Annotated in this window: 14 protein-coding genes and 1 tRNA gene; 11 read left to right on the top strand and 4 right to left on the bottom strand. The window is 49.3% G+C overall.

The window, feature by feature from the left end:
- The first annotated feature begins 7 nt into the window (after positions 1-7).
- The 5 genes from CWI83_RS04860 (at position 8) to CWI83_RS04840 (ending at position 9,377) form a co-directional block, all read left to right on the top strand.
- A complete protein-coding gene (locus CWI83_RS04860; RefSeq protein WP_126826520.1) occupies positions 8-1,723 on the top strand; it encodes a sodium:solute symporter family protein in 1,716 nt (571 codons plus the stop codon).
- A gap of 167 nt (positions 1,724-1,890) precedes the next feature.
- Positions 1,891-3,777, top strand: coding sequence for a DUF294 nucleotidyltransferase-like domain-containing protein (locus CWI83_RS04855; protein WP_126826517.1), 1,887 nt, complete (start codon positions 1,891-1,893; stop codon positions 3,775-3,777).
- Positions 3,777-4,415, top strand: a complete 639-nt coding sequence (locus CWI83_RS04850; protein ID WP_126826514.1) for a 3'-5' exonuclease — start codon at positions 3,777-3,779, stop codon at positions 4,413-4,415. Before CWI83_RS04855 ends, CWI83_RS04850 begins: the two co-directional genes overlap by 1 nt.
- Positions 4,416-4,493: 78 nt before the next feature.
- Complete coding sequence (locus tag CWI83_RS04845) at positions 4,494-6,461, top strand: S9 family peptidase (protein WP_126826511.1); 1,968 nt, start codon at positions 4,494-4,496, stop codon at positions 6,459-6,461.
- Positions 6,462-6,698: 237 nt separating this feature from the next.
- Positions 6,699-9,377, top strand: a complete 2,679-nt coding sequence (locus CWI83_RS04840; RefSeq protein WP_126826508.1) for a TonB-dependent receptor plug domain-containing protein — start codon at positions 6,699-6,701, stop codon at positions 9,375-9,377.
- Between the two features lie 140 nt (positions 9,378-9,517).
- On the opposite strand, the gene CWI83_RS04835 is transcribed toward CWI83_RS04840, so the two are convergent.
- The 4 genes from CWI83_RS04835 to rpsT all read right to left on the bottom strand — a co-directional run bounded on the left by CWI83_RS04835 (position 9,518) and on the right by rpsT (position 13,038).
- Entirely contained in the window at positions 9,518-10,504 is a 987-nt protein-coding gene (locus tag CWI83_RS04835) for a class I SAM-dependent methyltransferase (protein WP_157980364.1), read from the bottom strand.
- A 97-nt stretch (positions 10,505-10,601) separates the two neighbouring features.
- Positions 10,602-10,678, bottom strand: a tRNA-Arg gene (locus tag CWI83_RS04830).
- 21 nt (positions 10,679-10,699) lie between these two features.
- On the bottom strand, positions 10,700-12,646 hold the full coding sequence (locus CWI83_RS04825; protein WP_126826503.1) for an alpha/beta hydrolase family protein: 1,947 nt from the start codon (positions 12,644-12,646) through the stop codon (positions 10,700-10,702).
- 131 nt (positions 12,647-12,777) lie between these two features.
- A complete protein-coding gene (gene rpsT / locus CWI83_RS04820; RefSeq protein ID WP_126826500.1) occupies positions 12,778-13,038 on the bottom strand; it encodes a 30S ribosomal protein S20 in 261 nt (86 codons plus the stop codon).
- Between the two features lie 329 nt (positions 13,039-13,367).
- On the opposite strand from rpsT, the gene CWI83_RS04815 reads away from it, so the two are divergent.
- From CWI83_RS04815 to fkpB, 6 genes are all read left to right on the top strand, one after another.
- The gene (locus CWI83_RS04815) at positions 13,368-13,700 is read left to right on the top strand and encodes a four helix bundle protein (protein ID WP_126826497.1); all 333 of its coding nucleotides are present in this window, start codon (positions 13,368-13,370) and stop codon (positions 13,698-13,700) included.
- Between the two features lie 247 nt (positions 13,701-13,947).
- Positions 13,948-15,489, top strand: a complete 1,542-nt coding sequence (murJ, locus tag CWI83_RS04810) for a murein biosynthesis integral membrane protein MurJ (RefSeq protein ID WP_126826494.1) — start codon at positions 13,948-13,950, stop codon at positions 15,487-15,489.
- 350 nt (positions 15,490-15,839) lie between these two features.
- Positions 15,840-16,766 carry a bifunctional riboflavin kinase/FAD synthetase gene (gene ribF / locus CWI83_RS04805; RefSeq protein WP_126826491.1) on the top strand — a complete coding sequence of 309 codons (927 nt, stop codon included), beginning with the start codon at positions 15,840-15,842 and terminating at the stop codon, positions 16,764-16,766.
- Positions 16,767-16,813: 47 nt separating this feature from the next.
- Positions 16,814-19,663, top strand: coding sequence for an isoleucine--tRNA ligase (ileS, locus tag CWI83_RS04800; protein WP_126826488.1), 2,850 nt, complete (start codon positions 16,814-16,816; stop codon positions 19,661-19,663).
- On the top strand, positions 19,656-20,174 hold the full coding sequence (gene lspA / locus CWI83_RS04795; RefSeq protein WP_241969872.1) for a signal peptidase II: 519 nt from the start codon (positions 19,656-19,658) through the stop codon (positions 20,172-20,174). Before ileS ends, lspA begins: the two co-directional genes overlap by 8 nt.
- Positions 20,171-20,614, top strand: a complete 444-nt coding sequence (fkpB, locus tag CWI83_RS04790) for an FKBP-type peptidyl-prolyl cis-trans isomerase (RefSeq protein WP_126826483.1) — start codon at positions 20,171-20,173, stop codon at positions 20,612-20,614. The genes lspA and fkpB overlap by 4 nt, the downstream gene beginning before the upstream one ends.
- Positions 20,615-20,623: the final 9 nt, after the last annotated feature.

The raw sequence follows: 20,623 nt of genomic DNA, 5'->3' as shown, positions 1-20,623 counted from the left end.
CCGAAAGATGGATATTCAAACTCTCACGTTTATTATTGTTGGCCTGACCTTTGCGCTCTATATCGGTATCGCGATTTGGTCGCGGGCTGGCTCAACTAACGACTTTTATGTTGCCAGTGGTGGCGTGCATCCAGTTGTTAACGGAATGGCCACTGCAGCGGACTGGATGTCAGCCGCATCGTTTATTTCGATGGCGGGTATCATCGCTTTCGCCGGCTATTCAGGTAGTGTGTACTTGATGGGTTGGACCGGTGGTTACGTCCTCTTAGCCATGTGTTTGGCGCCGTACTTACGTAAGTTTGGTAAGTTTACTGTGCCGGACTTCATTGGTGACCGTTACTACTCACAGACCGCTCGTACCATTGCGGTTATTTGTGCGATCTTGATCAGCTTTACCTACATTGCCGGGCAAATGCGCGGCGTTGGGGTCGTTTTCTCGCGCTTCTTAGAAGTCGACATCGCAACCGGGGTATTTATCGGTGCTGTGATCGTGTTCTTCTACACCGTGCTCGGTGGTATGAAAGGAATCACCTACACCCAGGTTGCTCAATATGTGGTCCTGGCGTTCGCTTACTTAGTGCCAGCGATCTTCATCTCGATTTACATGACTGGTCACATCCTGCCACAAACCGGCTTTGGTGCGACCATCGCTGATGGGGTGGCGGGCTCAGGCGAGTATCTGCTGCAACGACTCGATGGCCTGTCAACTGAGCTTGGCCTGGCGGCCTATACGGACGGGACCAAATCAACCATCGATATGTTTGCGATTACCGCAGCCTTGATGGTGGGTACCGCTGGTTTGCCACACGTAATTGTGCGTTTCTTTACCGTGCCTAAGGTATCTGATGCGCGTCTGTCTGCCGGTTGGGCGTTAGTGTTCATCTCAGTGGTTTACTTAACTGCGCCTTCAATTGCATCGTTCGCGAAAGTGAACTTGATCAACACCGTCAATGGTGAAGACCTGCAAGGGGTTGAGTATGAGTCGGCACCAAGCTGGATTAAGAACTGGGAAAAAACCGGTTTGATCAGCTGGGAAGACAAAAACGAAGACGGCAAGATGTTCTACTCAGGTGATGAGCGTAACGAGATGACCGTTGACCGCGACATCATGGTGCTTGCGAACCCGGAAATTGCTGATTTACCAGCTTGGGTTGTGGCCTTAGTAGCAGCCGGTGGTGTAGCTGCGGCATTGTCAACTTCAGCGGGTTTGCTCTTGGTTATTTCGACCTCGGTCTCTCATGACTTGTTGAAACGAACCTTTGCCCCGAATATTTCGGACAAGCAGGAATTGATGTGGGCGCGGGTTGCAGCTGCTGTTGCAGTGGCGATTTCGACCTACTTTGGGATTAATCCGCCCGGCTTCGTGGCGCAGGTGGTGGCCTTTGCCTTCGGCTTAGCCGCGGCAAGCTTCTTCCCTGCGATTATCTTGGGTATCTTCCACAAGAAGATGAACAAGCAAGGTGCGATTGCGGGTATGGTCGTAGGTATCGTCTTCACTCTGGCGTACATCATCTACTTTAAGTTCGTCAACCCAGCAGCGAATACTGCGGACAACTGGTTGTTCGGTATTTCGCCGGAAGGGATTGGTACTTTGGGTATGGTGATCAACTTCATCGTCGCGTATGTTGTTCATAAGATGACGGGAAGTGCACCGGAGGAGATTCAAGAATTGGTTGAATCGATTCGTTATCCTCGCGGCTCCGGAGCAGCGACTCACGATTAAGTGATTGTGACAAAGCCCGGCCTGGCCGGGCTTTTTTTGGTTATTAGTTATTGGTTATTGGTTACTGGCTACTGGTTAATGGTTAATGGTTATTGTTTTAACTAATAACTAATAACTAATAACCAATAACCAATAACCAATAACTATTAACGCCTTTAGGATCTTCTATGCAGCCGGAATTTGATGATGTAAAACGCTTCTTACTCAACTGCCCCCCATTCGATGTGCTCAACGACGAGACCTTGAATGCTTGCGTGCAGCAGTTAAAAGCGATTTATCTGAACGAACAGACGGTAGAAACTCTGTTTAAACAGCATAGCCCTGCTTTATATATTGTCCGCTCTGGTGGTTATGATTTGTTACTGCCAAACGGTCATTTGATTGAGCATCTTGAGGCGTATGATTTGTTCGGCTACCCGTCGATGTTGAGTGGGCGGGAGGTGAAGAACAAGTTATCGGTGGTACATGATGGCATTGTTTATATTGTGCCCGAGCGGGTGTTCCACCAGTTGCGGCGCGAGTCGAATGCCTTTGAGCAGTATTTTATTCGGGCTCATGAACGGCGCTTGCTCGAAGAAACTGCGGGCAGTGGCGTGTTGCAAGCGGGGCAGGCGAGTCGGCGGCGTGAGCCGATTGCGAATAACCAACTGGATTTACGCATTGCTGAGGTGATTCAAAAAGCGCCGATTAGTTTACCTTCGACGGCCAGTATTCAAGAGGCGGCGCAGGCCATGCGTGAGCACAAGGTGAGCTCGGTGATGGTGGTGGATGATGAGCGGATGGTGGGGATTTTAACTGACCGCGACTTACGCAACCGCGTGGTTGCCGAGGGGCTGCCTTTTACGCTTAATATCAATGCAGTGATGACCCAGGCTCCGCGCTCTGTTTATGGCAAGCAAACCTTGATCGACGCGCTAGCGGTGATGACGCAATATAATGTGCACCATTTACCTGTGCTTGATGACGACGATAAACCACTGGGGATGCTGACTAATACCGACTTGATGCGGCAGCAACGCAGTGAACCGGTGATGCTTATCAGTGCCTTAAACAAAGCCGATAGCCTCGAAGCATTGGTCGCTGAGGCAGCTCAAATTCCTGTATATATGCGTACCTTTGCTGCAAGTGCTGGGCATGGCAGTGCGGTCGGACGCTTGTTGGCGTCGCTTACGGATACCATGACGCGGCGCCTGATTGAGCTTTATGAGCGCGAACATGGGGTGGCACCGGCTCGTTATGCGTGGCTCGCATTTGGTTCACAAGGGCGCGAAGACCAAACCTTAAGTTCAGACCAAGATAATGGACTGTTATTAGCCGATAATCTAACCGAAGAGCAATTACAGTGGTTCGCGGGCCTAGCAGAATTTGTCTGCCAGGGGCTATATCAGTGCGGCATCCCGCTTTGTCCTGGCAATATTATGGCGAGCAATCCAGATTGTCGGCATCCACTTGATGGTTGGCTGGCGCGGTTTAGAGAATGGACACGGAGCCCGACCCCGAAGGCCTTGATGTATTGCCAAATTTTCTTTGATAGCCGCATGGTGATGGGTAATAAGCAGCTTTATAACAACTATCGCGAGCAGGTCGCGAAACTTGGACAAAGTGAGTTCTTTTTAGGGAACTTGGCGCGCTTGCAAAATAACGTGAGTGTGCCGCTGGGCTTGTTTAATCGCTTCCGCGGCACCGAGTCTGGTAAAGATAGCGATTTGATTGATATCAAGCGCTACGGTATTGCCGTGATTAACGATATTGTGCGCACTTATTCCCTACATGCGGGTCTCACTGCGCCGCAAACCCTGCAGCGTTTGCAGTTATTGCAACAAAGTCGGTTGTTATCGCCGCGCGATAATCAAGCCCTAGGTGAAGCTTGGCAGTTTTTAACTCAGCTCCGGTTGCAACATCAACTCGAAGTATGGGGCACGGATGCGGCCAAAAACGCATTGGACCCAGATGATTTAAGCACTCTGACCCGGCGCCAATTAAAATCAGCGTTTCGGGTGATTCGTGATTCGCAGCAAGGGGTCGCACTTAAGTTTGGTCGCGGAGGCGCGTGATGTTCACCGCGGTCGAGCACTGGTGGCAGCGCCAACAGCAACTGCAAAAACCTTGGCAGCAACAGCGCTATATTGCTTTTGATGCTGAGATGAGTGGCTTAGAGGTGAAGCAAGACCAGCTGTTAAGTATGGGCTGGCTGACCATGCGGCCGCCAGTGATTGATTATGGCAGTGCCCATTATCATCTGTTCAGTCATGCTGAGCTGGATTTAAAGCAATCACCAGTGGTGCACGGACTGTTAAGCGCAGATTTTGAAAACAGCTCTGATTTACGCAGCTCGCTTGAGGCCCTCGCCAGCGAACTTGAAGGAGCGATATTGCTGTGCCACAACATCACCCTTGATTGGAACTTTTTACGGCGTGCAGCCAAGCCGTTTGGGATTCGCTTTAAGCCGCTAGCCTTGATCGATACCTTGCGTTTTGAGTATCGCCGCATGCAGCGTCAACAACACCATATTGAACGGGGCAGTTTAAGTTTGCAGGCCTGTCGTAAACGCTATGGCTTACCGGATTATAATTCGCATCACGCCTTAAGTGATGCCTTAGCATGTGCAGAACTCTTCTTGGCTCAGGCCTACCGATATGGCGCCACAGAGCACACCACAACACGCAGCTTGGCGCAGGTTTCACGACGCTGATTTTCGACTAGGCAGCAGCGCAGGCAAGTGTTAACCTGATGTTGATTTTATAAGTATAAAAACAACAGGGATTTGACCATGGTCCGTCTGCTCACAGCTGGCCTTGCTTTGGCTAGTCTATTCTTCGCTCATTCAAGTTTCGCCCAACGCCCAGAACTGCCGCTTGAAGCATTCGCCAAGCCGGGCCAATTTAGCAATATTAAAATCTCACCTGACGGTCGCTATTTGGCCGCGACGAGGCGTAATGACGAGGGTTATGTTGGCTTAACCATTTTGAATCGCGAGCAGATGGAAGTTTCAGCGATTATCGAGGGCGGCGATGGCCAGTCGATCTTGCAATTTTGGTGGGCCAATGATGAACGGCTGATTCTGACCATGGCGCGTGAGCAAGGTGCGCTAGAGCAACCGATTCCTACGGGTGAGATTTATGGGATTGATGCGGATGGCAGTCAGCGTTTTATTTTGACCGGTCCTCGTGCTCGTGATCGCCAGCTCTCGATTGCTTCACTGGTCGATATGATGCCGGAAGAGGAAGATTGGGTGCTGATTCAAACGCGGCCGTTCTTAGAAGAAGAGCCGTTTATTGACCTGTATCGCATGAATGTTGAAAGTGGGCGTAAAATTCGCCGTGGTCGGATTCCACTGCGCGCTTATCAGGGCGGTAGTGTTGGGGTGCTGACTGATGCTGATAGCGAACCGCGTTTAGCATTTGGGATGAACCCAGAAAAGCCCGACCAAGTACAATTTTTGGTACGCGACAAGGGCGATGACGACTGGCGCGAATTACTTACTCAAGTTGCCGATGAGCCAGGCTTTACGCCGCTCGCCTTCAGTGCAGATCCGAATATCTTGATCGGTCAGAGTGATGAGAACTCGAGTACCTCTGGTTTGGCGACGCTGGATATTCGTACTGGCAAGACCGAGACCTTAGCACTGCATCCGAAAGTCGACTTAGCGCCGATTATGAATACTGGAGGTGGAATGAGCCGCGAGGTGGTGGGCGCATTTTATGAATGGGACGGTGTCAATGCGGTGTTTTTTGATGACGTCAACGATGTTCAATTTAGCCGCACGCTGGAAGCCTTTATCAAAATATTCCCCAACCAGCAGGTGCAGTTAACTTCGAGTACCGAAGATAATCGCTTGCATGTATTGCGGGTGAGCGGAGCGAATACGCCAGCGACATTTTATATCTATGATAACGAAGCGCGGCGACTTGCGCCTTTGGCGGAAAGTCGGCCTTGGCTGAAAAAAGCAGCGCTAGCACAAACTCAAACCTATTTTTATGACACCAATGATGGCGTTACGATTGAAGCCATGCTGACCTTGCCACCAAACGGCAAGGCTGAGCAATTGCCGTTGATTTTGTTGCCACATGGCGGACCCCATGGTGTCCGCGATAGTATTTTAAACATGGATATGGACGCCAAAGTGCTAGCACAAGCAGGCTATGCGGTGTTGCAACCCAACTTCCGTGGCTCCGGCGGCTATGGCCGTGATTTCCAAAGTGCGGGTTACAAGCAGTGGGGCACCCGGATGATCGACGATATGCTCAATGGTATCGATGCCTTGGTGGCCGATGGTACAGTCAATCCTGAGCAAGTTTGTATCTACGGTGCGTCATATGGGGGTTATGCCGCAGCAATGGCAAGTATCCGTGCGCCTGAGCGTTTTAAGTGCGCGATTGGCTTTGTTGGGGTTTATGACCTTGATTTGCTATTTACTACCGGCGACATTCCGGAATCGGGTTTTGGTCAGAATTATTTACAGCGCGTCTTGCCTGATGAAGCGGTCGAGCGTGCGCAGCAATCGCCCGCGTTACGCGCTGAAGAAATGACAGTGCCGATTTTGTTGATTCATGGTGGACAAGATAATCGTGCCCCCATTATCCACGCAGAGCGCTTGCGGCAAGGCTTAGAGCAGCATAACAAAGTGTTTGAGTGGATGGTCAAAGAAAACGAAGGACATGGTTTTTATCGACCTGAGCACAATATTGAGCGCTGGCAGAAGATGCTGGCGTTTATCGAAAAGCATCTTAATTCATAAAATTTTCGCGAAAATTTCAAATTTGTTTAAGAAAACAGCAAAATTAATTGCAGAAATACCCAAGAAACCGCGTATTTACGCTTGCTGATGCGGTTTTTTTTTATTAGTATCGGTAGACGTCGATTGCTATTTAGGCACTTTGGGGTCTCTATAGCTTTCGTGTTATGCATGCGATAACGCCGTTGCATGCGTGTTTTTATCCTAGTCAATCACACTCTGTGATCCAGGGAGAGTACTATGCATACTAATAATAAATTAGCTAAGTCGATCCGCTTAGCATTAATGTTCGGCGGCGCTTCTCTAGCGATGTCGGGTGCTGCGTTCGCGCAGGATCAGGCAGATGACGAAGAAGCTGCTGAAGAAGCGCAAGAGCGCATCACGGTAACAGGTTCACGCATCAAGCGTACTGACCTTGAAGGCGCGGTTCCAGTAACGGTTATCGACCGTGAAGCAATCGACCTTTCAGGTGACATCTCTGTTGCTGACGTTATTCGTAACACCACTTTCAACACGACTGGTTCATTCCGTCCACAGTCTGGTAGCTCTGCACAGGGTGTATCTCAAGTAGACCTTCGTGGTTTGGGTGCATCACGTTCATTGGTACTTGTTGATGGTCGTCGTTTGACTATGTCTCCATCAACTGGTTCAAGCCAAGATTTGAACTCAATCCCACTCGGTGCGGTTGAGCGTATCGAAATCTTGTCTGACGGTGCATCAGCTGTTTACGGTTCAGATGCAATCGGTGGTGTAATCAACGTTATTACCCGTAAAGACTACAATGGTGCACAAATTCAATTAGGTATGGGTGAAGTTTCTGTACCTCGTGAAGGCGGTGACCGTGAGAACGGTAGCGTATTGTTCGGTTCATCAGACGGCACTACTTCATTGCTTGGTGGTGTATCTTGGAACAAGCGTGACATCGTATTCGAAAACGCGTACCCATGGGTTGGCCCTGGTGCGTCGATTTACGGTAACAACTGGTTCCCAATTTCAGCGACTTTCGCGTTTGATGGTATCCCGGGTTCTTGTAACGAAGAAAACTTCTACCTACAAGGCAGCATCTGTCGATACAACTTCAACGCAACTAACGCGAACGAAGCTTCTTCTGCGAACGAGTCATTGTTTATTAAAGGCCGTCACCAAATTAACGCTGACTGGACTTTCTACAGCAACGCTAGCATCAACGAAACTGAATCATTCGGTCGTTATGCTCCAGCCCCAGACTCAAACTACTGGTATGGTTCTAGCTTGATCACTCCTGCTGACAGCTACAACAACCCAACCAACCCAAATGCCTGGATTTACGATAGTGTAAATAACCCGAATGCAATCGCATACGATCCAGCAATTGGTCCAAACGAACCAGTAACAATCTGGCACCGTTTCGCAGCTATGGGTAACCGTGATACCACCGTAACCAACAAAAACAAAGATTTGTTGCTTGGTTTCGAAGGTATGATCGGCGACTTGGAAGTTGACTTCGGTTATCGTCGTGTTCGTAACAACACAACTGAAATTGGTAACGGTTATCTTGCAGCAAACACTGCATGGTCTAACGTGAACAACTTCAACCCAGGTTATTGTGGCGATGGTTCTTTCGACCCAGTAAACTGCCGTTTCGGTTATGACCTTCAGTTCCCAAGCCAGAACCCAGATGAAGTTCTTGCGGCGGGTGTTGTAACTACTTCACGTATCTCTGATTTCAACATCGACGAGTACTACGCAAACACTTCATTCGACGTTATGGAAACTGACGCCGGTATGATTCAAGGCTTCTTCGGATTCGAGCACCGCACCGAAGATTACAGTGACCAATATGACTCTCAGTCAGAAGCTGGTCTTGTAGGTGGTTCTGCTGGTAACTCAGTGGGTGGTGGTCGTCAAGTTAACGCCGCGTTCTTCGAATTCTTGGTTCCAGTAACTTATGATTTCGAATTGAACTTCGCAGGCCGTTACGACCGTTACTCAGACTTCGGTGGCAACTTCTCACCTAAAGTAAGTGCGAAATGGTCAATCACTGACGATATCATTTGGCGCGCATCTTATGGTGAAGGTTTCCGTGCTCCGACTCTGGACATCTTGACTCAGAAGACTTCGTTCTCTGCAGACTCTGTAAACGACGCTCAGTCGTGTGCAGTTCTTGCTGGTGACCCAACGTTGGCATGTCAGATTTCTGCGTTCTACGTAGCTAACCCTGACCTTGGCGCAGAGCAGTCAACTCAGTTCGCAACTGGTCTTGCGATGAACGTGACTGACGACATCAGCTTCGCTGTTGACTACTACAACATCGAAATTGAAGATCGTATCCGTGCATTCGACTCACAAACTCTGATCAACCGTACGTTGGCAGGCGACCCAATCCCAGCTGGTTTGAGCGTTACTCGTAACTCTCAAGGCGTTATTACTGAAATCATCGCTGGTTTCGGTAACGAAGGTACGCTTGAAACTTCAGGTCTTGATGTAAACGTTCGTGCGAATTGGGATTTCGGTGATATGGGTGCGTTGGTTAACAACTTGCAAGTATCTCATATCTTAGATTACTCAATCGACGGTGGTCGTAACATCGTTCGTGACTTAGGTGTTCCACGTCAACGTGCAACATTCTCTAACACGTACACTATCAGCGACTTCACCGTTGCTTATAACCTCAACATGATCGGTGACCAGTATACTAATACTGCAGCGGATCCAAATGGTGTTGACGGTGTAAGCCGTACTGGTCATATCGGTACCTGGATTACTCACGATATCCAAGTATCTTACGATACTCCGTGGGATAACAAATTCACTATCGGTGTGCAGAACGCGTTCGAGAAGCTTCCTCAGTTAGTAGGCTTCGGTGGTCGTGACTACAACTACGGCTTGTACAACGGTTGGGGTCGTTACACCTACATCCGTTTCCAACAGAACTTCTAAGTTGGAACAAGTCATAGTTTGACGAATATAAGCGGGGCTTCGGCCCCGCTTTTTTTTGTTTGATCCGTGTTAATCAGCAACCATAAAAAAAAGCCACCTAGACAGGCGGCTTTTCGGTAAAGACTAGATTAAGAGAGAAATTACGCGCTCATTTTGCGAGCTGTCACAGCCCAAGCAAACTTATCACCATCAACTTCCATCCGATCTGCTGTTGCGACAAAACCGGCTTGTTCTAGTTTTTTAATGAGTCGACTTTGAATCGTTTTTGCAGATAGGGCTGCCTGTTCTTGATCGATGAGACGTTGCTTATGTTCCGCCAGCAAGTGGTAATGCATATTTAGGAATTGCTGTGCTTGTTCTACTTGTCCTTGATTGAGTAAATCGAGCGTGCGAGCAACCCGTGCAACGATATCGCGGATCCAAACTTGTTGTTGTGTTTGGCTATAGCGCTCAAGTAACACATCCATAGTCCACTTAATGGCATTGACTAGGATTCGGTTGTGGCTGAACTCGTTCCACTTTTCTTGACCGAGTTGAGGAATCGCTTGTTTGGCAAGATTGATGAGTAAGTCAGCCTGCAAAAATAGGGGCGTATTATCTAACACGTCCTCAATAATCGCGATACCTTGCTTGCTATCTTTGAGCAAGCCACTGGTTGAATCGTGGACAAGAGCAGCGACTACTCCACCGGGTTTAACGACGTCAGAGAACTTTGCTATGGCTTTATCAAGGTCACTATATTCGATTGCAAATTGACTCACGATAGCGTCTATTGAGTCATTTGCGTGGGCAAGTTCCTCGACTGGCATTTCGCTGTGAAAACGCACTTGTTTGAGTGCGCTCGAGAGAGGGTGGTTTGCTGGGACATTTTTAGTTGGATCAATTGCTGCGGCATCAGCGCCCTCAACATTGAACTGCTTGTTGTTGGCTTGACTGTATTGCACCGCAAGAGCCGCAATGGCTCCGTTACCACAGCCCACGTCTAATACGGTTGCATCAGTTGGTAGTTCCGCGAGAATACTCTCCCAGAATTGTTTAACAGAGTTAGCATAGCCTTGATTCGCTTCGCCTTCAGCGAAACTATTAAGGGCACCTGAAGTGCCCCAATAATGTGTCCAATGTTTCATGAATAATGAGCCCATTTTATAAGGTGGTTATCAACATTGTGAGCGTAACCACCTCGGCTCTTAGCGTCAACTTATGTTCGAAATTTTTGACTCAATCTGGCGTTCCCGGCAGGAGTCGAACCTGCGACCTGCCCCTTAGGAGGGGGCTGCTCTATCCAGCTGAGCTACGGGAACGCCGCGGCGCTTAGTATAACCTTATTTAGCACCAATGTGCTGGCCGAAGAAGTCTTCTAAGGCGTTATATAAGTCGTATAAATTTTCTTCTAATTGAAAGCCGTGGCCTTCTTCGCGGACCATGCTTTTGTACTTAATTCCCGCGTCGTCGAGGGCTTCAGTAAGGGCGTAGTATTGGTCCATTGGCACGCGAACATCGTTTTCACCGTGGACAATAAACAAAGGCACTTTGATTTTATCGACGTTGTTCGCTGGCGAGTTTGCACGCAGCACCGCGACGTCTTCACCGAGTACGCGGTCAAGGTATTTACGACCACTGCGGCGGCTGACGATATCACCTTCTTCTTTCATCACTTCTAATGAGTAAACGCCAACGTAGCCGACCGAACATTGATATAGGTCGGGTTCACGGATTACAGCCATTAAGCTAGAGTAGCCGCCATAGCTGCCGCCATATACGCAGATGCGGTCAGGGTCTGAAAAACCTTGCTCAATGGCCCAAAGGGTTGCATCGGTGACGTCATCTTGCATTTCACGTCCCCACTTTTGATAGCCTGATTCTTCAAACTCCTGGCCGTAACCACCCGAGCCACGGAAGTTAATTTGCAATACCGCGTAACCACGATTGGCAAAGAACTGGTTTTCGCGGCTAAAGCTCCAAGTATCACGTGGACCGTGCGGACCACCATGAATATTGACAATAGTTGGCAGTGCCGTGCCGTCTTGATAGCCATTTGGTAACGTCAGGTAACCGTGTAGCATCAGGCCATCACGGGCCTCCACCTCGATCGGGCGGACTTCGCCCATTTGGCTTGGATCAAGCTTTGGCTTAGGCGAGGCGATATAGGCCGCAGCCAATGTTTCAGTATCAAATAAGTAATATTCGCCTGGATTGGTTGCGGACCAGACATGGACGACTGCCGTTTTGCGATCGGAAGTTAAGCTGGTTAAGTCGACCACTTGACCTGGGAATGCTTGCTCAAGGCTTTGCAGCAATTTGGCTGAAGCGCTATCGTCTGTGTAGATGCGACGAACCGTGTTCGGCATTGCCTGAAAGCCAACAGTATCGCCATCAAGACCAGACACTACACCCGTAACATCGGCAATCGGGTCGCTCGCAATTTTCTCCATCTCACCGGTTTCAGTATCGAACTGGAATACTTCGGTGCGCGGAGAATCGTGTGATGACATTAAGTAGGCATAGCGGTTGTCCGCTGAAAAACCACCGAAACCAGCGCGCCGAGCATCAAACCCCTCGAGTTGCAGTTCCTTCCACTCATCACTGCCTGGACTGCGATAATAAAGCCATGAGGTGCCTTTGCCGAACTCATCTGAACGCTCTTCTTCGTAGGCAACCGCAGCACGCAGACGTCCAGTATTATCAGAAATGAGGCCGTTCGCTTTTGGCGGCTGTTCGCCAACAAAGTAGGTACGACTATCATAAATATTAAGTAAATGAGCCTTCGCTTCGCCTTGATCTGCAAAGTGACGTTTTTCTATCAAGATATGCTCAGGGTCGTCCGGCAAGCGGTTTAAGACACGATAACCAGAGCGCTCAACGCGAAAAATCTCACGGCGATTGCTGCCGTCGGCATTGGCGGCGTACAAACTTGGCCGGCCACCTTGATTATCGAGGTAACCCACGAATTTAGCACCGGTAAAGACAATACGCTCATCGTTCGCCCAGAAGATGCCTTCAAAGCGAATGGAGTCCCCAAACGCGAAGTTACTGACGACTTTCTTTTCCTGGCGGTCGTAAATAATGATGCTATCGCGGGTCCCCTCACTGGCTTTGATTGCAAGGTATTGACCTGTCGGTGAAATCCACACGCCGTTATAGGTCGAACGCTCAAAGAAATGTTCGACTGGAATAAGATTTTCAGCAGCCTGTGCCGCGGGCAAGGTGATAAATGTAAAGCTAGAGACCGTGAGCGCAAAAGCAGTCAGCGTGCGGACAAATAAAGACATAGTGATTCCTACATTATGGTGTCATTTCCTGACGCAAACCATAACATAAATCACGCTTTTGATAACAGTGTATTAACGTTAAGAAACAAAAAAACCGGCCAGAGGCCGGTCTTTTTGAATTCAGCTATTTTTTATAGTGCTTTAATTTTTGCACTTAAACGGCTCTTATGACGTGCCGCTTTGTTTTTGCCAATCAAACCACGGGTTGCGTAGCGATCAAGAACTGGCTGTAAGCTTGCAAAAGCTTCTTGTGCATTTGTTTTGTCGCCAGCTTCAATAGCGGCATCAACTTTCTTCAAAAGGGTACGCATCATCGAGCGACGGCTCGCGTTGTGGCGACGGTTTTTCTCAGCTTGTACCGCACGCTTTTTCGCAGACTTAATATTAGCCAAGGTGAACTCCTAAAATTCGTTATCAGACGGCAATAGTAATAGGGCGGGGAATATGCCAGCTCTTGCAGTTAAAGTCAAGTGTGTAAAGCGTTGATCGTTGTTCCTTATTCGTGCGCTTTGCTGTTCGTTGTTCGTGCGCTCCGCTGTTCGTTATTCGTGCGCTGCGCTGTTCGTACGTGCTTCGCACTGTTCGTTCTAACGAATAACGACCAACGAACAACGACCAACGACCAACGAATAACGACCAACGAATAACGAATAACGAATAACGCTCTTGTTCCAGTATAAGCTATGCTGTCAGGGACTATTGAACAAAGGAGTGTTCGAGAATGGCAAGAGCGTTAATAGTGACTGAGGTTGCGATGGATTTGTGTAGCGAGATATATAACCTCACGCGAGATTTCCCAGACTGTGAAAAGTTTGGGTTAAGAAGTCAGATGCGTAGGTGTGCGGTCAGTATTCCGAGTAATATCGAGGAGGGTGCTCACCGCGGGAGTCGAAAAGATTTTCTGCGTTTTTTATATATCGCCCGAGGCTCGCTTGCTGAACTTAGAACTCAATTACGAATTGCTGTGCGACTTGGTTATATTAGATCGGGTGAAAATGAATTATTATCACGTACTTATCAATTGCTGAATGCGTTGATTCGTTCACTTAAGTGATTAGTTCGTTGTTCGTGCGCTTTGTTGTTCGAACGCTGCGCTGTTCGTACGCTGGGCTGTTCGTACGCTGCGCTGTTCGTGTGCTGCGCTGTTCGTACGTGCTTCGCACTGTTAGTGCGCTGCGCTGTTCGTGCGCTTCGCACTGTTCGTTAACGAACAACGAATAACGAACAACGAATAACGACCAACGAACAACGAATAACGAACAACGAACAACGAATAACGAATAACGAACAACGAGGTTCCCTTGTCAAAATCACTCGCTAAATCCGGCATCATCGTTAGCGCAATGACCTTCATCTCCCGCGTGCTTGGGTTGGTGCGCGATGTCGTGATTGCTAATTTGATGGGGGCTGGGGCGGCGGCGGATGTGTTCTTTTTTGCCAATAAGATTCCCAACTTTTTGCGTCGGCTGTTTGCTGAGGGGGCTTTTGCGCAGGCGTTTGTGCCGGTTTTGACGGAATATAAGCAGGGACAGCCCCTGGCTGAGCAGCGACTTTTTATCGCCCGGATTGCCGGAACGCTTGGTACCTTGGTAACGATTATTACTTTGCTTGGAGTGATTGGTTCGCCGGTGCTGGCGGCGTTGTTCGGTACGGGCTGGTTTATGGATTGGTATACTGGGGGGCCGCAGGCGGAGAAGTTTGTGCTGGCGGCTGATTTACTCAAGATTACCTTCCCTTATTTGTGGTTTATTACTTTCACAGCGCTGGCTGGGGCGATTTTGAATACGCTGGGCAAGTTTGCGGTGGCGGCGTTTACTCCGGTATTTTTGAATGTTGCGATTATTGTTGCGGCATTGTGGCTGGGTCCTCAACTCGAACGGCCCGAATATGCCCTAGCCTGGGGTGTGTTTTTCGGTGGACTGATTCAGTTTCTCTTTCAAATTCCGTTTTTACGGCGCGCTGGACTGTTGGTGCGGCCGCGTTGGGGCTGGCGCGATAAGGGCGTGACCAAGGTTCGTACTCTGATGATTCCAGCGCTGTTTGGGGTCTCGGTTAGTCAGATCAATTTGTTACTTGATACCTTTATTGCCAGTTTCTTGGTGAGCGGCTCGATTAGTTGGCTGTATTACTCTGACCGGCTGCTGGAATTCCCGCTAGGACTGTTTGGGATTGCAATTGCGACGGTCATTTTGCCTGCGCTATCGAGTCGTCATGTCGACAACAGTACGGAAGCTTTTAGTCAAACCCTCGATTGGGGCATCCGCACTGTGGTGTTGCTGGGGCTACCGGCAATGGCAGGTTTGATTATCCTGGCTGAGCCCATGTTGATGGTGCTGTTTATGCGCGGGGAGTTTACCGCGACCGATGCGCAACTGGCGTCGTATAGTTTATTCGCCTACGGCAGTGGTTTGCTCAGTTTTATGCTGGTTAAAGTGCTTGCGACCGGCTTCTATTCGCGTCAAGACACCAAGCGTCCGGTGCGCTATGGCATTATCGCTATGTTCAGTAATATGGTCTTTAACGTGATTTTCGCCATCCCATTCGGCTACGTCGGCCTCGCTATCGCCACCTCACTTTCTGCCGCCTTGAATGCCGGGCTGCTTGGCTACAATCTCTGGCGCGATGGGGTCTTAAAACGCTACCCAGGCACCTTAACTCACCTTTTTAAAGTCACTCTTGCGGTCCTCGCGATGGTTGCGCTAGTGCTTTATCTCAATCCAACCCGCGACTGGTGGCTGGCGGCGGATCTCAGCGCACGGATCTGGCAGTTAGCGTTGTTGATTGGCGCGGGTGGTTTTGTCTATTTGGCTGGGTTATTTATTCTGCGAGTCCGAGTTCGTTAGGTAGGAGTTATTGGTTATTAGTTATTGGTTATTAGTTATTAGTTATTAGTTAAACCAACAACCAACAACCATCAACCAATAATCATCAACCAATAACCATCAACCAATAACCATCAACCAATAACCAATAACCAATAACCAATAACCAATAACCATCAACCAATAACCATCAACCAATAACCAATAACCAATAACCAATAACCATCAACCAATAACCAATAACCAATAACCAATAACCAATAACCAATAACCAATAACCAATAACCAACGAAACCTAGTCCCTCCCACGCTTGCCTGCTATAATCGCCGCTTTATTCACCCCAGATCAACGACGGACTTACAAGTCACTGATGCAGTTAATTCGCGGAATCCACAATATTCGACCTGAGCACCATGGGTGCGTGCTGACCATTGGTAATTTCGATGGCGTACACTTGGGGCATCAGGCGGTGCTGGCGCAGGTGAAGGCGCAGGCGCGCGAGCGCGGGGTGCCGGCGACTGTGATGACCTTTGAGCCGCAACCGCAAGAGTTGTTTCAGCCTGATAAGGCGCCGGCGCGTTTAACTAATTTGCGTGAGAAGCACAGTGCGCTGCGGGCGCTTGGGATTGATCGGCATATTGTGTTGGAGTTTAATCCTAAGTTTGCGAGTTATCCCGCGGATGAATTTATCGAGCAAGTCTTGGTCGAGCGACTGGGTGTGCAATTCTTAGTGGTGGGCGATGATTTTCGCTTTGGTCGCGGTCGTGCAGGTGATTTTGCGATGCTGACCGAGGCTGGACAGCGACATGGTTTTGCGGTGGTGGATACTCATAGTTATCGACAACAGCAACAGCGGGTATCAAGTACGGCGATTCGCGCAGCCTTGGCAGCCGGAGATTTTGCTTTAGCAGAGACGATGTTGGGGCGGCCTTTTGCCTTTTCAGGGCGGGTGACGCATGGCGAGAAGAAAGGCCGGACGATTGGTTTCCCAACTGCGAATTTGGCGCTTAAACGCTTGCATTCGCCGTTGCAAGGGGTGTTCAGTGCGGCTGTGACTATCGCTGATGGGCGAGTTTTTGACGCGGTGGTGAACATTGGCCGGCGCCCGACACTTAATGGCCGACGGGTTCAACTCGAAGCGCACTTGTTTGATTTTGCCGGTGATTTATATGGGCAACAGCTACAGGTACAGCCGCGCCACTTTATTCGTGCGGAACAAAAATTTGCAAGTTTTACTGAATTACAACGCCAGATTGTGCTCGATGCTGAGCGTGCAAAAGCATTGCTGGCAGAGTAACCAAGGCTTACACTAAGCCAAACCGAAAGTGGATGGAAAAAAGACTAATGACCGATTACAAACACACGCTGAATCTCCCAGAGACGGAATTCCCGATGCGCGGCAACTTGGCGCAACGCGAGCCGACCATGCTTGAGCAATGGTATGCGGATGACGTGTATGGAAAAATTCGTGCGGCCAAGGCAGATAAACCAAGCTTTATTTTGCACGATGGTCCTCCGTATGCGAACGGTCAAATCCACATTGGTCATGCGGTGAATAAAATTCTTAAAGATATGATCGTCAAGGCAAAGACCTTGAGCGATTTCAATGCGCCTTATGTGCCGGGCTGGGACTGTCACGGTTTGCCGATCGAACTGCAAGTTGAAAAGAAATTTGGTAAGCCGGGTAAGAAATTGACTGTAGCTGAGTTTCGTCAGCACTGCCGCGATTATGCTATGCAGCAAGTTGAAGCCCAGCGTGAAGATTTTAAACGGTTAGGTGTGTTTGGTGATTGGGACCGTCCTTACCTGACCATGAATCCAAAGCAAGAAGCCGATAGTTTGCGGGCGCTTGGCAAAATCATTGCCAATGGTCATTTGCAACAGGGCTTTAAACCGGTGCATTGGTGTACCGATTGTGGCTCGGCTCTTGCCGAAGCTGAAGTGGAATATAAAGACAAGCACTCGCCTGCAATTGATGTCAGTTTCTTGGTCGCTGATCCTGAGCAGGTGGTGGATTTATTTGATCACCCAGAAGCGCATAATGGCTCGGGTGAGATGGCGGTGGTGATTTGGACCACGACGCCGTGGACTGTTCCTGCGAACCGCGCGATTGCGCTACATCCAGAATTGGAATACGCCTTGGTCCAGATTGAGGCCGATGGCGAGCGCCCAGCTCAGCGTTTTATCTTGGCTGATGAACTGGTGAGTTCAGCGATGTCACGTTGGGGCATTGAGCATTATCACAAACTTGGCTTTGCTAAAGGTGCCAAGCTTGAAAACGTATTGGTCAAGCATCCGCTTTATGATCATCAAGTGCCATTGATTTTGGGTCAGCACGTGACCACTGAGTCAGGTACGGGCTGCGTCCATACTGCCCCGGGCCATGGTGTTGATGACTTTTTAGTGGGCCAGCACTATGGCCTTGAAGTCTATAACCCGGTCGGTGATAACGGCGTCTACAAAGACGATACGCCGTTATTTGCTGGCCAACATGTGATGAAAGCCAATGCCAATATCGTTGATGCCTTAAATGAGGCCGGGCGTTTGGTGCATCACGAAGCCTACGAGCATAGCTATCCGCATTGCTGGCGTCATAAAACTCCGATTATTTTCCGTGCCACACCGCAATGGTTTATCAGTATGGATAAACAAGGTTTGCGGAGCGATACTTTGGCGCAAATTAAGCAAGTTCGGTGGGTACCTGAGTGGGGTCAAAGTCGGATTGAAAGCATGGTCGACGGCCGTCCAGACTGGTGTATCTCACGCCAGCGCACTTGGGGTAACCCGATTGCGGTATTTGTCCATCGCGATACCGATGAACTGCACCCGCGCACGCTCGAGCTGATTGAGCAAGTCGCGCAGCGTATTGAAGTCGGTGGCATCCAAGCTTGGTTCGATTTAGATGCAGAAGAATTACTCGGTGATGAAGCCAACCATTATCGCAAGATAACCGATACCCTTGATGTCTGGTTCGACTCTGGAGTCACCCATGAGGCGGTCTTGAATCATACCCCAGGTTTGTCGTGGCCGGCTGATTTATACCTTGAAGGCTCCGACCAACATCGCGGTTGGTTCCAATCTTCATTGCTGACTGGCGTTGCCATGTATCAACAGGCGCCATACCGGCAAGTACTGACCCACGGCTTTACCGTCGATGGGCAAGGTCGCAAGATGTCGAAGTCGATCGGCAACGTGGTGGCACCACAAGAAGTCATGAACAAACTTGGTGGCGACATTCTGCGTTTGTGGGTGGCGGCGACTGACTACTCAGCTGAAATGACGGTCTCTGATGAAATTTTGAAGCGTGCCGCGGATAGTTATCGCCGGCTGCGCAATACCGCGCGCTTCTTGTTAGCAAATATTAATGAATTTAACCCAGCAGAGCACGCTGTTGCTGGCGCTGATATGGTTGAAATCGACCGCTGGATTGTGGCGCGTGCGGTGAGCTTACAAGCGGAGCTGTTAGAGGCGTTTGATAACTACCAATTCCATGTGGTGGTGCAAAAGTTGATGCACTTCTGCTCTATCGAGTTGGGTAGTTTCTATCTTGATGTGATTAAAGATCGCCAATACACCGCCAAGCGTGACAGTAATGCCCGTCGCTCTTGTCAGACGGCTTTGTATCATATTGCCGAAATGCTGGTGCGTTGGTTAACCCCGATTTGTAGCTTTACCGCACAGGAAGTTTGGACTGCGTTACCGGCACAGCAAGCCGATGGTAGCCAGCGCAGCCAGTATGTGTTTACCGAAAGTTGGTACCAAGCGGCGAACGAGATTGCGGTCGATGCACAGACCAATGCCTTCTGGCAGCAGTTATTAGAAGTCCGTGATCAGGTGAATCGTGCGCTTGAACAAGCGCGTCGTGACGAGGTGATCGGTGGTTCGTTGCAGGCCGTGGCGCAGCTTTATGTTGATGCCGAATTACATGCAAGCTTAGCCCGCTTAGATGATGAGTTACGCTTTGCCTTATTGGTATCAAAAGTAGAACTTGCGCCGCTTACTGATGCGCCCACAGATGCGGTGCAAACCGAGCTGGCTGGTCTTAAGGTTGCGGTCGTGAAATCGAGTGCTGAAAAGTGCGAGCGCTGCTGGCATCACCGCGAAGAAGTCGGACAAATTGCTGAGCACCCAACTTTGTGTCAGCGTTGTGTGACCAATATTGATGGAGCAGGAGAGGAGCGCCGTTTTGCCTAAACCAGTGGCTTTTGCGAAACACAAAAGTGGCCTGCAGTATTTGTGGCTGGCTTTGGTCTTAGTAGTGTTAGACCAAGTGACTAAGCTTTATGTGATCGACAACTTCATGTTGTTTGAGAGCATCGAAGTGATGCCGTACCTGAACTTCACTTATGTTCACAATTACGGTGCGGCGTTTAGCTTTTTGAGCGATCAAGGGGGCTGGCAGCGTTGGTTGTTTACCTTCTTTGCGATTGCGGTCAGTATTGTGTTACTGGTGTGGTTGCGCCGCAATCCGGTCAGTTTGTGGCGACAAAACTTGTCATTTGCGTTGATTCTTTCTGGTGCGCTTGGCAATGTGATTGACCGCATTCAGTATGGCTACGTGATCGATTTCATTGACGTTTACGTTGACGATTGGCATTGGCCAGCTTTTAACGTCGCCGATATGGCGATTACCATTGGCGCCATTCTTATGTTGCTCGAAGCCTTTTTCGAGCCGGATCAAAGTAAACAAGAGGAACATGCATGATCAATCGCTTAGCGATCGAACATGGACGTGAGGTGATTTTACACTTCACCATTAAATTAACCGATAACTCGGTAGCGGACAGCACTAAGATGAGCCAAAAGCCCGCTAAGTTTCGAATGGGCGATGGTAATCTGACGGCAAATTTTGAGGCTTGTCTGGTGGGGATGAAAGCGGGCGAATCACGTTCGTTTGAGCTGCCTCCGGAAGATGCCTTTGGGCAGCCGAATCCGGATAATATTTATCAGGTTGACCGGACTAAATTTGGCTTTGATGAAAGTCTTGAGATTGGTCAGATCTTTACTTTTCCGCAACCGGATGGAACTGAATTGCCGGGAATTGTCCGCGCTAAAAATGAGCAGTTTGTGACCATTGACTTTAATCATCCTTTAGCTGGGCAAACAGTGATATTTGAAGTCGATATTTTGGAAGTGAACCCTTAGGAGCGAATG

The sequence above is a fragment of the Pseudidiomarina taiwanensis genome (assembly GCF_003987435.1).
GTDB lineage: Bacteria > Pseudomonadota > Gammaproteobacteria > Enterobacterales > Alteromonadaceae > Pseudidiomarina > Pseudidiomarina taiwanensis.
Note: the sequence above shows the minus strand (reverse complement) of the source record. Positions and strands in the feature narration are given on the sequence as shown.